This window comes from Cupriavidus nantongensis, assembly GCF_001598055.1.
GTDB classification, from domain to species: domain Bacteria; phylum Pseudomonadota; class Gammaproteobacteria; order Burkholderiales; family Burkholderiaceae; genus Cupriavidus; species Cupriavidus nantongensis.
This window is the reverse complement of record NZ_CP014845.1, coordinates 168,150-182,888: the sequence shown is the minus strand read 5'-3', so window position 1 is coordinate 182,888 and position 14,739 is coordinate 168,150. Positions and strand designations below refer to the sequence as shown.

Genomic DNA, 14,739 nt, shown 5'->3' with positions numbered 1-14,739 from the left:
TACGATGGCTTCCGATAAGCCAAATGCCCGAAGACACGCTTCGGGCGAGGCATCGCTCAGTTGCGCGGCAGCGCTGAAGTCAACTGCGAGATCGCGCGATCCAGCGTCTGGCGTGGGCACGCCAGATTGGCACGCATGAAGCCGTGTCCCTCTTTTCCAAACTTCGGTCCGCGATCAAACCAGACGCGGGCCTTGGTCAGCAGGAAGTTCTCGAGGTCTGCGGGCGACAGTTGCAGATCCCGGCAGTCAATCCAGGCCAGGTACAGAGAGTCCGAGTCCAGAACGCGGATCCCATTGACACGGCTGTTCACCTCGGTGCGGAAGTATTCATGGTTGGCGGCCACCTTTCCGACTAGCGCGTCTACCCATTGGTCGCCTGACGTGTACGCGGCCTCCGTTGCCAATGCGCCTACCATGTTGACGTGCGCATTCATGTTCCGCTCGATCGTTCGCTTGATCTCGTCTCGCTTACCTTTGTCAGAGACGACGATGTTCGCGCACTGCAGGCCCGCCAGGTTGAAGGTCTTGCTTGCCGAGATGCAGGTGACACTGTTGTCGGCATAGTCGTCCCCTAGCGAGGCAAAAGGCGTGTGCCTCTTGCCACCACCGAAGACGAAGTCCCCATGGATTTCATCGGATATGACGAGCACACCATGGCGACGGCAAATGTCGCCCATGGCGCGCAGCTCGTCCGGACTCCAGACGTTCCCGGTGGGATTGTGAGGATTGCAGAGAATGAAGAGCTTGGTATCCGCTTGAATGGCGCGCTCGAAGGCATCCGGGTCAAAGCGGTAGCGCTCGCCATCGAACCTGAGCGGCGCCATCGCCAGCTGGCGCCCGTTGATCAGGACGTCATGGTGGAAGTGCACGTATACCGGCGGCTGGATCAACACCGAATCCCCTGGCCGGGAAAAGGCATGGATAAGCGTCCTGAGCGCGGCAATGACGCTGGCAACCGGCACAATCCATTCCTCGTCGACGCGCCAGCCAAAGCGCCGGCTCTGCCAGCCCGTTACCGCCTTGAAGTAACTCGCCGGGACCGAGGAGTATCCGAACACACCCTTGGCCACCATCCCCTGAATTGCCTCGACGACTACGCCGGGGGAGCGGAAATCCATATCCGCCAGCCACATCGGAATCGGCTCGGCTCGCACCTGGTGCGGTGTGAGAAAGCTGTCCGGAAAACACCACTTCATCGAACTGGAGTCGCTGCGATCAACGATGTCGTCAAATTCGAACTCTGAAACTTTTACCATCACATCATTCCCTCAAACATCCATCATTGCCTTTTCAGTACCCCAATGCCTTCAATACGGGCGTCATGCATACGACCACACCCACGAAGAATACGAAGTAGACCGACTTGGTCTTGTAGGCGTGTAGCGCAGGGACCTTGTAGACCAGCAGGCACGGGATAATGAAGGAGGTGACACCGTAGATGGGCGCAGCGATTTGCTGTAGCAAAAGGATCGAGAACTTTGACTGCACCCAGAGCCAGAGCGCTCCGACGATCAGGACCGATGTGCCGATCGATACCACCTTTCTGTTGATGTTCTCCCTGGGAATGAACCGGGACAGCACATTGATCGCAATGCCGGATACAGCCTCGTCGATCCCCAGGTACAGGCCAAAGAATGCAGTCACGATGGCAAACACGTTCAGCGCGGTCGTCATCAGCAACACGTCAGCCCCGGGAATCACACTACCTGCAAGGGCCAGTGCGGAGATGTTCTGTGCCTTGGCAGACAATGCCTGTTCGTGCGATAGCGAGAACGTGAACGAAATGGCAAAGAACAACACCGATACCACCAACACGACATATGCCACCCGGTGCGCGCGGATCGCGCGGTATGTCGCGATGCGCGGATCTGACTCTTGCTTGCGGAAGGCAATGTTCATCGGACTCAGTATCTGAACGAAGAGAATCGAGAACACGGTGAACGGCAAAGTCAGTACGGTGTCGATCGCCAGCTGCTTCAACTCGGGAAACGAAGGAAGATTCCCCATGACGTCCCAATGCGGGATCATGACGAAGCCCAAAAGCAGGACAATAGCGAGCTTCACTATCACCAATGGCCCGGAGACCTTGAACAGCAACCGCTCCCCTTGCGCCGCGATCATCACCAGCACAACCAGAATCGTCAGAGAGTACAGCGGACTATCCGACAGCAACTGGGTGGTGATACCGAAGGTCTGCAAATACTTGGCGCTATCGAAGGTCACGGCCAACGAGTACGTCAACATCCCCTTCAGCAGCATGAGGAGATAAGCAATACTCAGAAAGAAGCCCCAGTTCTTACCCAGGTAATGGGTAATGATGCTGACATAGCTATCGCAGTCCGCGCTCTCCGACAGCGTCCTCAAATAGAGGTTCTGCATCATGTAGAGCGCGGGATAGGCCAGGATGACGGATGCGATGAATACCCACACTCCCATGATCCCCACCTGGACCGGCAAGAACACCACGCCGGCACCAATGGCCATCCCGATACACAGGATGACCCAGCCGAGGTCGTATCGCGTAAACGGCACGCACATCTCCTCAGCAGAAATGGTCAGTTGTCTCATTTCTCCTCCATAATTTCTTGAGCTATGTTTTAAAACAGTTCGGCAGTCGGACCTTCTTTAGTTTTCAGCACACCAACACTTGTATACGGATTGGTGGTCCTCACTTCCTTTCGACTTTGACCCCGATCCATTCTCAGGGACTTTCGACGATTCAGTTAGCGAAATCCCCTCAAACCATCTTTGAGGGAAAGTCAAAGATGACGGCGGTCGCCGGGTAAGTGGTGCGAACCAGGTAGATGCGATGCGTCACACTTCGGAATAGAATGATGCTGCCCTCAGCACTACAGGGGACGCGCATACGCTGCCAGGCCGGCGCCTCCGAAAATATGTCTAAAAGCTTCGCAACGTTCACACAGATAACTGTGTTTGTCAGGGTGGCCGAACTGGGCAGCTTGAGCGCAGCTGCGAGAGAACTCAATCTGTCGCCTTCAGCCGTGAGCAAGAGCCTTTCGCAGCTCGAAGACCGACTTGGCGTATTGCTCGTTAAGCGCACGACCCGTAGCATGACGCTGACGGATAGCGGCCGCATCATGCTGGAGCGGGCGAACGGAATTCTCTCCGACGTGGAAAGCACCCTTGATGCAACCAGACAGTCCCAGCGCCTTGAAGGGACACTGAGGGTGACTTGCTCCATTGCGTTCGGCAGCAAGCAACTTACCCCTATAGTTGGCAGGTACCTCGGCGCATATCCGGATGTGGACGCGCGCGTAACACTTGAAGACCGGCTGGTAAATCTCGCTGAAGAGAACTTTGATGTCGCGGTGCGCATCACGGGCGACACCGACTCGGGCTACGCGGCTCGCAAGCTGGCACCCATACACTGGGTATATTGCGCTGCGCCAGCGTACCTGGCCAGGCATGAAGCGATTCTGGAACCTTCCGACCTGATGCGGCATCAATGCCTGGTTTATCCGGAAATGACCATGAATGGCGCATGGACGTTCCAGAGAGAAATGATGGTGCAGCACATCGGCATCGCGTCCAGGCTGACCTCGAATTCCAGCCTGGCGTTGCGCGAGGCCGCGTTGCAGGGCTACGGTGTCGCTTGCCTGCCCACCTATCTGGTCTCCCACGATATCCTGTCAGGACACCTGAAGCTTGTGGTCCCGGAATACCGCGCGGCGATCTCACATTCGCTGTACGCGATGTACTACCGCTCGCGTTATGCGCGCGCTGTCATTCGCAGCTTCATCGACTTCCTGGTTGCCGATATTGGCGAGGTGCCCGTCTGGGATCGCGCTCTCAGTTCCTAGCCGTGGGCCAGGTCAGTCTGCGCTGAGCTGTTTCAGCTTGACGATTCGGGCCCACTTCTGCGATTCGGCTGCAATGATTGCCTTCATCTGCGACGCATCTTCACCCCCCGCACGCATGCCCTGCGACATCAGTCCCGCCTTGAGTTCGTTGTCTTGCAGCGCCTTGACAGTGTCGGCCCGGATTTTGCGCACAATGTCTGCTGGCGTACCCGCGGGAACTAGCAGCGCAAACCATGCCGAAATATCTTCCAGGCCTGGAACTCCAGCTTCGGTTGCAGTAGGCACTTCCGGCAACATGGGAGAGCGGCTTTTATCGGTAATCGCCAGCGCCTTGATGCGGCCAGCGTTTACAAATGGAGATACGGCTGCGATGTTTCCAACCACAATCTGCACTTGCCCCCCCATCAGGTCATTCAACGCGGGAGCCTCGCCCTTATAGGGCACGTGCTTGATATCGATCCTTGCGGCATCGGCAAACGCTTCTCCCGCCATGTGGACCTGTGTGCCATTGCCAGCAGATCCAAAATTCAGCTGGCCCGGCCTTGATCTGGCAAGCGCCACAAGGTCCTTCAGAGTCTGGGCGGGGACAGCGGAGCCAACAGCAATCACCTTCGGGCCTCTGGCTATATTGGCAATGATGGTGAAGTCTGAGGGGCTATACGGCAATTGCCGATAGATGTGCGGGTTCACCGTCAGCTGACTTCCGCCGACCAGGATCATAGTATGCCCGTCTGCAGGAGACTTTGCCACGAGCGACGCCGCGACACCGCCACCGGCGCCAGGCCTGTTATCCACTACGACGCTCTGCTTCCATATTTCGCCAAGCTTTTGCGCCAGAGATCGGGCGATGACATCCGTCGCGCCGCCTGCTGCGAAAGGCACAGCAAGCCTGACGGGCTTCGTCGGCCATGACTGGGCGAACGCCGAGGAGGCCATCATGGCGCCAATGAAGACCAAGGCTGCTACGCGAAGCTGGGGGAGAATAATCATCATTCGGGTATGCGCGAGCGAAAATGGCCTGCTACGGATGCCGAGCCACGCGAAGCCAAGCCATGCCAAGCCATGCCATGGCATAAGCCAGCTTGCACTTCGCGGCCGTTTTTACAGAATCTCTCCGGCTGCGAGGAACGACGCTTCGATCCGGGCCGACACGGCCAGGTGAACCACCTGCGCAACCTGCGCTGGCACGATGCCTAGCGCGCGCGCCGCATCAACATGACGCTCCATGCAATACACGCACTGGGTAATAGTAGCGCAGCCGATAGCAAGCAATTCATAGTCGAGCCTGGACAGGGGCAGCCCCTCCTTGTGCATCTCGCCGAGCATCTTCGTCAGCCGCTCGAAATCCGCTGGCGATGACCTGCGGAATTGGGTCATCAGCTCACGATCTTTCTTGATTTCGGAAACAGCCGAAGAGACGGCGGCGCCGTCTTCTTCGCCATTGAGGTACTTGTACGCCAGCCTGCCGTAAGCCACCGCGGCACCGGCCCGCAAGGCAGTGGCAACGCTGACTGCCTGCTCGATCTCCTCTCGCGCAACGATCCCCTCTGCTTCGTTCCTGCAGGTTCGCAACATTTCCGCGCTCGGAATTGCGACGGCAATGGCGATCCGGACCAGCGCACGCTGGCGAGGCGTCAATCCCGCTTCTCCATCTTCCGCCGCATGCAAGTGGGACCGGTGCGTCTCAAATGCCTGCACATAGGTCGAAGCCGGGCCTTTTATCCGGGAGATGATGTCTTTCACACTTGCTGCCATAGTCTCTTCCTCGCTCTCATGGTGATACGCCCGCGCAAGGCTATTCCGCCGGGAAACCATGATCAATTGAAATAAAACTCAATGGCGAATGGGATACTCCGTGGCCCGCTGCGTGCGCCGCTATGGTGAGCGCTGTGCGGACAGGATGTCATCGCATCAGCAGGCCGCGGACCAGCACCGAAGCGCCACTGGCACCGAGGAACACCAGCAGCGCACGGCGTACGGCATCTGCCGAGATGCGCCGGCGCAGGCAGGAGCCCACGGCCAACCCGGCCAGACTGAATGGCATGGCAAACGCGGCACTGCGCCATAGCTCGTCTTGTTGCAGGAGACCGCCGCCGGCAAACGCCAGCAGCCTGGCTACCGCACTGGACAGGATCACGGACGCAATGGTGGACCGGAACACATCGATCTCAGGAAGACGGCTCGCCAGATACATCGTATAGATTGGCCCGCCCGTGCCAAACAAAGCGCTGAATACGCCACCAATGACACCGGCCGGCACTGACCACCCCTTTGCGGCGGCAGCCATGCGCCCCGAGGAACCCATCAATGCGCGCGCCGTCATGGCCAGCACAAACAGGCCGAGCCCCACTAGCAGCCAGCGGGATTCGAGCTTTGCCAGCACGGTGGTGCCCAGCGCCACGCCGATCATCATGAACGGGAGCAATCGAAACAATTCGGTGTGCGACACCGAACTCCGGTTCCGCACACCCACCACCGCGGTCGCCACCAGATCGAGCAGCAGCAGCATCGGCACCACGAACTGCAGCGGAAGGAATTGCACCAGCACGGGTACCGCTACCATCGCCGCGCCAAAGCCTGTCAGGCCGAATACCGTATAGGCGGCCCCAATGGTCGCACCCAGGATTGCGTAATGTTCTGCCGCCATGGTCGCCCGTCGCCTTGTCAAAAGTGTTGCTGCCATGCCTGGCTACACCCTGGTCCGGGCGCGGTGGGCGGCGGATGAATAGATGCCGGGATCATCCGCCTGGCCACAGGGCGCTGGTCCGCTCATCATTGCAACCACTAGTTGGCAGCAATCTTCCGCTTCGCCACCAGGAGCTTCCAGCGCCCGGCTTCCTGGGCGATCTCTTCGGGGAGCCGGCCCTTCGGCGTGAGCGTCCTGGCCATGCCCTGCGACGCCAGGTAGCGTTGCATGCCGGGTTCCGACACCGCCTTCTCCAGGTCGGCATACATCTTCGCAGTCAACGCTCTTGGCGTACCGGCCGGTGCCATTAGCGCAAACCAGCCGTAGAACGTGAACCCCTGCAAGCCGGCTTCGGCGGCCGTCGGCACATCGGGCAGCAGCGTTGAGCGTTCTTTGCCGGTCACGGCAAGCGCGCGCAAGCGGCCACCCTTGAGCAGCGGCGAGATCGCGTTGATATTGCCCACGGTCATGTTGACCGTACCGGCCATCAGGTCCGCGTAGGCCGGCCCCTCGCCCTTGTACGGCACATGGACCACATCGATGCCGGCAGCCTCTGCGAAGGCCTCGCTGGCCATGTGTACCTGGCTGCCATTACCGGCCGAGGCGAACGTGAGTTTTCCGGGGTTGGCCTTGGCATAGGCAATCAGCTCGGTCATGGTTTTTGCCGGCACTTGCGTATTGACGGTCACAACCATTGGCCCGCTGGCTACCTTGCTGATCATCTCGAAGCTCTCGGCGGAATACGGCAGCTTTTGATAGATGAACGGGTTGACCGTGAACATGCTGCCAGAAGCCAGCAGCAGCGTATAGCCATCAGGGCTTGCCTTGGCTACCATCTCCGCGCCGACGGCACCGCCGGCGCCGGGCCGGTTGTCCACCACCACCGGCTGCTTCCACTGCTTGCCCAGTTCGAGAGCCACGGCACGCGCCAGCAGGTCAGTGGCGCCACCGGAGGCAAACGGCACCACCAGGCGTACCGGCTTCGCCGGCCATTCTTCGGCATGCGCTCCCGCCATGTAAAGGGGAGCGATGGCGAACGCGAACATGGTCATTGCCACCGACGTGCCGTGCCGTTTGGCGCCGGCGTCTCCAAATCCGGCTGTTGGAAGGCGATTCCGACGCATGCGGCGCAGCCATTGTCTGGCCTGACCAATCCATTGCCCAAAAGCCTTTTCAGTACCTGATGCTTGCATCGCTGTCTCCTTTTGTGGCGCCGTCATGGCATCGACGATCGCATTTGAATGCTGCGGTTTATCCATCCTAATTTCGGACCTCATCGATACGAAACGGATTATTGCGATCAGCCTTATCAGTTAAATTTGTTATTGTATTTTTCGCAAATAAGTCCCCCTCGCATTTTCAAGAATGCGAATTCTCAATTGGCCCTGATGAGTTTTTGTATTTTTTACGCTATCCCGTTCGCTCGGGATGCAGAAATTCGGAAATCGCCAATGAAACAGGTCGCGCCGGATGCGATACCAGCGACAGCGGGCGCGTCCACCGCGGCAGCCCAGTGCGCAATTCCACCAGCGTTCCGCTGTCTAGCATGGGCTGCACCAATAGCCGCGACAGGCAACTGATGCCGAGCCCGAGCTCGACCGCGTACTTGATGGCCTCCGAACTGCCCAGTACCGCCTTCGGAGACAGAGGCCCGAGGCAGGGGTGCAAGGCCTGTCTTACCGCATCCCGCGTACCGGATCCCTCTTCCCGCAGTAGCCAGCTGGCCGCCTGCAATTGCGCCGCGGATACGAGCGCGCCGGATTCACGTTGCGCCACTGCAAGCCGGTCTTGCGCGGACGCGACAATCACCAGTTCATCCTCGCGCCATGGGCGTACGACCAGATCGGTTGCCAGACTGGGGCCTTCAATCAGGCCGACATCAACGTGGGCCTCGCTGACCAGCCGCATTACCTCGCGGGAATTGCCAATCGCTGTATCGACGCGCCGGTCCGGATACCGGCGCTGATATCCGGTCAGGATCCGCGGAATCAGGTAATTGCCAATGGTCGTGCTAGCCGCCACCTTAAGGTGGTAAGACGGATGCCCGCCGGAAAATTCACGCTCGATCGAACGCGCTTCCCAGATGAGGCGGGCGGCCCGCTCTTGCAGCGCGCGGCCAGCATCATTGAGCACAAGACGCTTGGCGATTCGATCAAACAGCGTCACGCCTAGCATCTGCTCAAGCTCGTTCACGGCGGAGCTGACCGCAGACTGCGACAGCGCGGCGGTCTCGCCCGCCGCCGCGGTCGAGCCTGTTCTGGCCACGGCCGAGAACAGTTCCAGTTGCCGCAGCGAGAATCGCAGCGCTGCCATGGCTAGCCCTTCCTGACCAGTTTCGGCCTGCCGTTGTCGGGCGTGCCAGCCGGCGTCGTAACCTCGGTCAGCGCGTCCAGCAACAGCTTCGACAGGTGCGCGCGCGGATTGTCACGGGGCACCAGAATGCCAAGCCGTCGGGTCAGCGGCGGCGATCCGAACGGGAGGGTGCGAATCGACGCCGGAAACTCGTTCTCGACGCCACGCGCCGGCACCACGGAAGAACCCAGGCCGTTGGCGACCATGGCGATGACGCCTTCGAGCGTGTCGATCTCCATGGTCGACCGGACCGCAATCTGCCGCCGCACCATTTCTTCCTGGACCAGTAGACCGACCCGCGCGGTACGGTTGAACCGGACATAGGGCGTGGTTTCAAGCACGCCTTTGTCCGAGTCGCCACGCGTCGTGGCATGGGTGATGACGACGAACTCCTCATTGAAGAACGGCATGAACTGAAGGTCCAGGCGCGGCACTTCGGGTTCCGTGACGACTGCGACATCGAGCTGGCGCCGGTACACCGCCCGTTCGAGATCGTGCGTGAGGCCGGTGGTCAGGTGGATGTCAATGCGATGCCCTTGCTGCTGGAGCCGCTTGAGTGCGAGCGGCAGTACGCCCGACACGCACGTATGGACCGAACCGAGCTTGAGCACGCCTCCCGCTGCTTCGCGCTTGAGCGCCGCGCTCATGCTCTCCCAGTGTGTCAGCAGGTCGCGGGCCCGGTTCGTGAACGCAAGCCCGGCGTCCGTCAGCACCGGTGGCCGCCGGCTACGATCGAAGATGGTCATGCCAAGCTCGTCTTCGAGCGAGCGCATTTGCATGCTCACGGCCGACAGTGACAGGCCGATCGCGTTGCCTGCTTCGGCAAAGCTGCCTCGGTCTGCGATCGCCACAAGCGTGTAGAGTGTCTTAACGTCCATGTCTGACAAATCGATAGTTGGTTTGACCCGCTGTCGCGGTGGCGACGTCATTCTGCCGCATGGACGTGCGCCGCGTGCCTACAGCTTCAACAGACGACGGGCGTTTGCGCCCATGATCTTTTCCAGATTGCCGGGGCGGATCGGCAGCGTTTCGAACCACTGCTTGTACTCGCGCACCGGGCAGAACGGGAACGAGCTTGCATACAGCATCCGGTCTGACAGGAAGGTATCGGCGGCCTTCACGTATTCCTCCCACCCCGGCATCCGCGAGAAGTACATGTCCGGGGACAAGTACAGGTTCGGACGTCGGAACGCAATGTGGAGAATCTCCGTGACCCAAGGCCAGCCGCCGTGGACCACCACCACGTTCAGCCGCGGAAAGTCAGACAGCACACGATCGGTCCGCACAGGGTCCGAATAACTCAGGTCCGGCCCCGCCGTGCCGCCCACCATCATGATGACCGGCACATCCAGGTCTTCGCAGTGGGCGTAGATCGGATACAGGCGTCTGTCATCCGCGTACATCGGTATGGGATAGGCGCCTGGTTCGATGTTGATGGCCTTGAAGCCTGCGGCAACGGCATCGGAGATGGTCTGGCACGCCGCCACGCGCTGGGTCGGATCGATGGACGCCGCCCCGATGAAGCGCCCGGGGTATTCCCGCACGATCTGCTCCACATCGGCATTCGACACGCTCCCCAGGGTGCCGGCAAGGCGCCCCACCACGACGCCCTTGTCGACGCCGGCGCCGTCCATCTCCTGCATCAGCAGGTCCATCGACTGCTGCTGCGCGGCGGGCGACGGCTCGAAGCCGACGGTCCGGGTGAAGCCATCGCGGCGCTCGCCTGCCGAGTACATCAGGGTGTCAAGGAAGCCACCGAGCGGCGGGCGGAGACGGAAATCGATAATCATGTTCTGTTCCTCGTTGACTTTTGGAGAGCTTGCGTCACATCACTTCGTTCTTGCGGTCGTCGGTCTCGCCGTAGCGGTGCAATGCCGGGGGCTTGAGGCCGGCGTACAGCTTCTCGATGCCGGCATTGATCACTTCGGCATGCTGCGCAAACAGCGAGTTACCTTCCAGGTCGCTTTCCACGATAAACGGGCCAAAGTTCTCGACTTCGAACATCCACATTGCCTGGGCAATGCCCAGCTCATCGAGCCAGAACACATCCTTCACCCGCTTGATGCCCCGTCCCAGCAGCGCGCCGGTGCCATATCCCACTGTCGTCAGATAGACCGCCCCGCCAGGTGCCATGACCCGCTTGTAATCATCGGCGGGCATGCCGCCCTTGCCGATAAAGATCCGGCAGTCGGTCTTCTCCAGCCATTTCGGAATCCACTTCGAGAACCGGAAACTGGCTGTCGCCGTCACCGCCCCTACGTTGTAGCCGCCGTCACCGTCAGGGGCCGCGGCCGGAGAGCAATGGAAATTGACATTGCTCAGGCCCCTGAGCTCGACCGGCAAGTCAAGGCCTTCATCCAGGACCTTCTTGTAGACTCCCTCTCGCGCGGTATAGACCAGGCCGCTCAAATACACGGCCGCGCCCAGTTCAAGCCTGGCGATATCCGCCGTCGTGGCCGGCAAGTTGATGTGGAAGACTTTCAGTTCATCGTCCTTGGGGCTTACCATTCGACCGTCTCCCTGCGCAGGTATGGGGTGAACCACTGGGGGTCCGTGCGATATGCGATGTCGCCGTTGGCATGGATCCGTGCCGTGGCACGGCGCGACGACAGACAGAAGGTATGCAGGCTGATCGGCATGCCGCCGGTATGGGTGTGGCCGACCTCGATATGGCAATCGACAACCATCGACGAGCCGACAAAGCCCATGGCACCCATGCCGATGGAATTGCCGAGCTTCATCAGCTCCAGCTCCAGTTCGGCGATTTTCGGATCAGGATTGCGATTTCCGACCACGCGCAGGCATGCCGCCTGCTTGCCTAGCTGCATGCAGGTGTCCTTGGACCCACCCAGACCGATGCCAACGATGGCCGGCTGGCATGCCAGGCCGCGCTTGCCGAAGGCGATCAGGGTATCGAGCACGAAGCGCTTGATGCCGTCGATCCCGTCGCCAGGGAAGAGCATCCGGTAGTCGGTACCGAACAGACCGCCCTTGTGCACTGTCGTAATATCGACCCAGTCGGCATCCGGCTCGAAGGACCATTCGATCTCGGGCGCGTTGATGCCGACGTTGTTGTTGTTATCTGTGCGCCATAGCGGGTGGACGCGATTCGGGCGCAGCGGAACGGCCTGCGTCGCGTCCGCCGTGGCCTTGCGCAGGGCGCGCTCGACCGCCACGAAGCCACGCTCCACGGTGGCGTTGTTGCCGACCTTGACGTAGTAGCGCGGCAGTCCGGTATCCGCGCACATGGGCCGCCGGTCCTGGTCCGCGGCTTCCCAGTTGTCCTGCATCGCGTGAATGACAAAGCGCGGCAGCTTTCCGGTTTCCGTCTGCTGCAAGGCCTTTATGCCTTGCTTGTAGTCCTGGGGGATCTCGATCGCGGCGCGCTTCATGATCTCGAACGCGGCTTCCTCGACCCGGTCGATGGAAATGGTCATCGTAGCGGTCCTCTATGCTGCAACTTTGGGGGGTTGACCGGCCTCACCGGTAATCAGGGAGGTGCCGGGCCGGACGATGTCGAACTTCACAGGGACCATATCCAGGCGTAGGCTATCGCCGTCGGCCGTCACCCGGGTATAGCGGCTGCTGTGCAGGTCACCCGGCTCGGGGAAATCCTCGCGGAAATGCGCGCCACGACTGTTCTCGCGCGCCAGCGCGGACACCGTGATCACGCGGGAGATGTCCACCAGGCTTTGCAGGTTCATCCAGTCATGCCAGGTCACGTTGTAGCGGCGGTCGCCATCGGCAACCCCCATGGCCATCAATGCCTCGCCGTGCGACGCCAACGAATCCAGGCCGCGGCGCATGGCCGCTTCGTTCCGCAAGACCCCGACGTCGTCCCACATGGTTTGCGCCAGCGCGTCGCGCAGTTCGTGAATCGCTCCGGGCGATCTGGCGAACGGGTACTCCGCCCGCTCGATGCCGCTGGCAATGACGCGCTTGTCCGGTTCTTTCCAGTGCTGCACGCCCGAAGCATAGGCGGCCATCGAATCGCCGGCGATACCGCCGAAGACCGTCGAATTTGCCACGCCGTTGCCGCCAAGCCGGTTGGCGCCGTGGACGCCGCCACAATCCTCGCCCGCGGCAAACAGGCCTGGCGATGCCGTGCTGCCGTCGACATTGAATTCCACGCCGCCCATCAGGTAGTGGGCGGTCGGAACGACCTCGACCCGGCCGCCGGCCAGATCGAAACCACAATCCTTGCAGCGATTGACCATCCCGGGGAATGTCCTGGCGACCTTCTCGGCGCCAAGGTGGCTCATCTGGATATATACGCCGCCCATCGGACCAGTCCTGCCGGCACGCATTTCGGCATAGATGCCGCGACTCACCACATCGCGCGTGGCACGCTCGCCGCGCGCATCGTAGCGGGTCATGAAACGGTCGCCATCGCCGTTGAGCAACCAGCCCCCCGCACCACGCAAGCCCTCCTCCAGCACCGTGCCGGTCATGCGGGTGTCCGGTCCGCCCAGCAAGCCGGTGGGATGGAATTGCACCATTTCCATGTCGCGCAGGCTCAGGCCGTAGCGCATTGCCATCGCCAGGCCATCACAGGTCTTGTCGCCGGACGGGGTGTGATAGCGGTACATGGTCGGGCCGGCGCCCGTGGCCAGCAACACTGCCTTGGCCTGCACGAAGCGGTAGCTGCCGCGTCGCATATCGATGAACAGCACGCCGGCGATGCCCGACCCGTCCGCGGCGGGTATCAGCTCGATGGCCCGGTGCTCCTCCATCTCCTCCACATCGAGCGCCCGCACCTGTTCCATCAGGCGGTTGATGATCTCGATGCCGGTCAGGTCGGCCTTGTGCACGGTGCGGTCAAAGCTCTGCCCGGCGAAAGCCTTCTGATGCAGGGTGCCGTCCGGATTGCGGTCAAAGAAGCAACCGATCTCGTTCTCGAGCTCGCGCACCCGCTCGACCGCCCCTTCGACCAGCCGCCAGGCAAGGTCCTGGCGGGGCAGCCACTTACCGCCTTCGATGGTATCCATGAAATGGCGCTCGACCGAATCCCCGGCGGAAAGCGCCACGTTGTAGCCGCCTTGGACCATGCGCGTGCACCCGCACTTGCCTAACAGACCCTTTACGGCCACGGATACCTTGAGCGCCGGATTCGCTTTCTTCGCGTGCAACGCGGCGAACAGGCCTGCTCCACCAGTACCGAGGATCAGGATGTCCGTCTTGTGGTGTTCGATTTGCATTCAGATTACCCCCAGGGCAAAGATCACGCCGACCAGCAGGGACAGCGCACCACCCCAGCTGATCCAGGACAGGCGAGCGTCGCGGGTCGAGCTCCATGGCAGCAGTTCCAGTGCCAGCAGCCGCAGGCCAAAGCTCATATGCACGGACAGCAGCAGCACCAGCCCCCATTCGCCGAACTTCACCGCGCCCATGTCGGCAAACTTCAGGAAGGCGTCCATGCGCGCACGCTGGTCGAGGGCAAAGCCCAGAACGTAGAAGTGCGCCGGCAGAAAGATGCCCAGTGCGAGTCCGGACAAGCGATGCCCCAGAAAGGCCCAGTAGGCGCGGTGATTGCGCGGTGATTTCATGACAGCAAGCCTCCCACCGCCGCCACGGCACGCAGCCCCATCCACAGCAGCAACAGCCCGAACAGCAGCCCAAGCCAGGACGCTGCGCCGCGACTGAGCCGCCCCCATTCGATCAGGATGTTGCGCATGCCGATCGGCACGTGAACCGCGACGCTCAGCACGAACAGCGAATAGAAAGGAATCCAGATCCAGCTTCCTTGCGTGCGTGACAGGATCTCTGCGGCGGTCAGTCCTCCTCGTACGGCATAGAGAATGACCGCCAGGTGCACCAGCACGAACGGCGCCATGATCATGGCCGTCAGGCGCTGCAATGCAAACAGGCGCGACTCCATGG

The 14,739-nt window shown here is 61.0% G+C and carries 15 protein-coding genes; 1 reads left to right on the top strand and 14 read right to left on the bottom strand.

The features are described 5' to 3' along the window. Positions 1-56: 56 nt before the first annotated feature. Together A2G96_RS22215 and A2G96_RS22210 are read right to left on the bottom strand one after the other, a co-directional pair. Complete coding sequence (locus tag A2G96_RS22215; protein WP_062802396.1) at positions 57-1,256, bottom strand: MalY/PatB family protein; 1,200 nt, start codon at positions 1,254-1,256, stop codon at positions 57-59. Between the two features lie 34 nt (positions 1,257-1,290). Then, entirely contained in the window at positions 1,291-2,568 is a 1,278-nt protein-coding gene (locus A2G96_RS22210; RefSeq protein ID WP_062802395.1) for an SLC5/6 family protein, read from the bottom strand. Positions 2,569-2,831: 263 nt separating this feature from the next. Between A2G96_RS22210 and A2G96_RS22205 the strand changes: the two genes are divergently transcribed. Further along, the gene (locus A2G96_RS22205; RefSeq protein ID WP_062802394.1) at positions 2,832-3,821 is read left to right on the top strand and encodes a LysR family transcriptional regulator; all 990 of its coding nucleotides are present in this window, start codon (positions 2,832-2,834) and stop codon (positions 3,819-3,821) included. A 12-nt stretch (positions 3,822-3,833) separates the two neighbouring features. Here A2G96_RS22205 and A2G96_RS22200 read toward each other — a convergent pair whose 3' ends face one another. The 12 genes from A2G96_RS22200 to A2G96_RS22145 all read right to left on the bottom strand — a co-directional run bounded on the left by A2G96_RS22200 (position 3,834) and on the right by A2G96_RS22145 (position 14,737). Beyond that, positions 3,834-4,814: a Bug family tripartite tricarboxylate transporter substrate binding protein gene (locus A2G96_RS22200; protein ID WP_062802393.1), complete on the bottom strand. Its 981-nt coding sequence runs from the start codon at positions 4,812-4,814 to the stop codon at positions 3,834-3,836. A 108-nt stretch (positions 4,815-4,922) separates the two neighbouring features. Continuing rightward, entirely contained in the window at positions 4,923-5,576 is a 654-nt protein-coding gene (locus tag A2G96_RS22195; RefSeq protein WP_167354395.1) for a carboxymuconolactone decarboxylase family protein, read from the bottom strand. A 148-nt stretch (positions 5,577-5,724) separates the two neighbouring features. After that, the gene (locus tag A2G96_RS22190) at positions 5,725-6,468 is read right to left on the bottom strand and encodes a sulfite exporter TauE/SafE family protein (protein ID WP_062802391.1); all 744 of its coding nucleotides are present in this window, start codon (positions 6,466-6,468) and stop codon (positions 5,725-5,727) included. Positions 6,469-6,605: 137 nt separating this feature from the next. Beyond that, positions 6,606-7,553, bottom strand: a complete 948-nt coding sequence (locus tag A2G96_RS22185) for a tripartite tricarboxylate transporter substrate binding protein (RefSeq protein ID WP_018006551.1) — start codon at positions 7,551-7,553, stop codon at positions 6,606-6,608. A 364-nt stretch (positions 7,554-7,917) separates the two neighbouring features. Beyond that, on the bottom strand, positions 7,918-8,820 hold the full coding sequence (locus A2G96_RS22180; protein WP_062802389.1) for a LysR family transcriptional regulator: 903 nt from the start codon (positions 8,818-8,820) through the stop codon (positions 7,918-7,920). A 2-nt stretch (positions 8,821-8,822) separates the two neighbouring features. Next, the gene (locus A2G96_RS22175; protein ID WP_062802388.1) at positions 8,823-9,737 is read right to left on the bottom strand and encodes a LysR family transcriptional regulator; all 915 of its coding nucleotides are present in this window, start codon (positions 9,735-9,737) and stop codon (positions 8,823-8,825) included. A gap of 78 nt (positions 9,738-9,815) precedes the next feature. Beyond that, positions 9,816-10,649 carry an amidohydrolase family protein gene (locus tag A2G96_RS22170; protein ID WP_062802387.1) on the bottom strand — a complete coding sequence of 278 codons (834 nt, stop codon included), beginning with the start codon at positions 10,647-10,649 and terminating at the stop codon, positions 9,816-9,818. Between the two features lie 34 nt (positions 10,650-10,683). Next, positions 10,684-11,367, bottom strand: coding sequence for a fumarate hydratase C-terminal domain-containing protein (locus tag A2G96_RS22165; protein ID WP_062802386.1), 684 nt, complete (start codon positions 11,365-11,367; stop codon positions 10,684-10,686). Continuing rightward, positions 11,361-12,296, bottom strand: a complete 936-nt coding sequence (locus A2G96_RS22160) for a fumarate hydratase (RefSeq protein ID WP_018006556.1) — start codon at positions 12,294-12,296, stop codon at positions 11,361-11,363. Before A2G96_RS22160 ends, A2G96_RS22165 begins: the two co-directional genes overlap by 7 nt. A 12-nt stretch (positions 12,297-12,308) precedes the next feature. Continuing rightward, a complete protein-coding gene (locus tag A2G96_RS22155) occupies positions 12,309-14,057 on the bottom strand; it encodes an L-aspartate oxidase (RefSeq protein WP_062802385.1) in 1,749 nt (582 codons plus the stop codon). After that, positions 14,058-14,405, bottom strand: coding sequence for a succinate dehydrogenase/fumarate reductase transmembrane subunit (locus tag A2G96_RS22150; protein WP_062802384.1), 348 nt, complete (start codon positions 14,403-14,405; stop codon positions 14,058-14,060). Then, positions 14,402-14,737 carry a succinate dehydrogenase gene (locus tag A2G96_RS22145; RefSeq protein ID WP_062802383.1) on the bottom strand — a complete coding sequence of 112 codons (336 nt, stop codon included), beginning with the start codon at positions 14,735-14,737 and terminating at the stop codon, positions 14,402-14,404. Before A2G96_RS22145 ends, A2G96_RS22150 begins: the two co-directional genes overlap by 4 nt. Between the last annotated feature and the right edge of the window lie 2 nt (positions 14,738-14,739).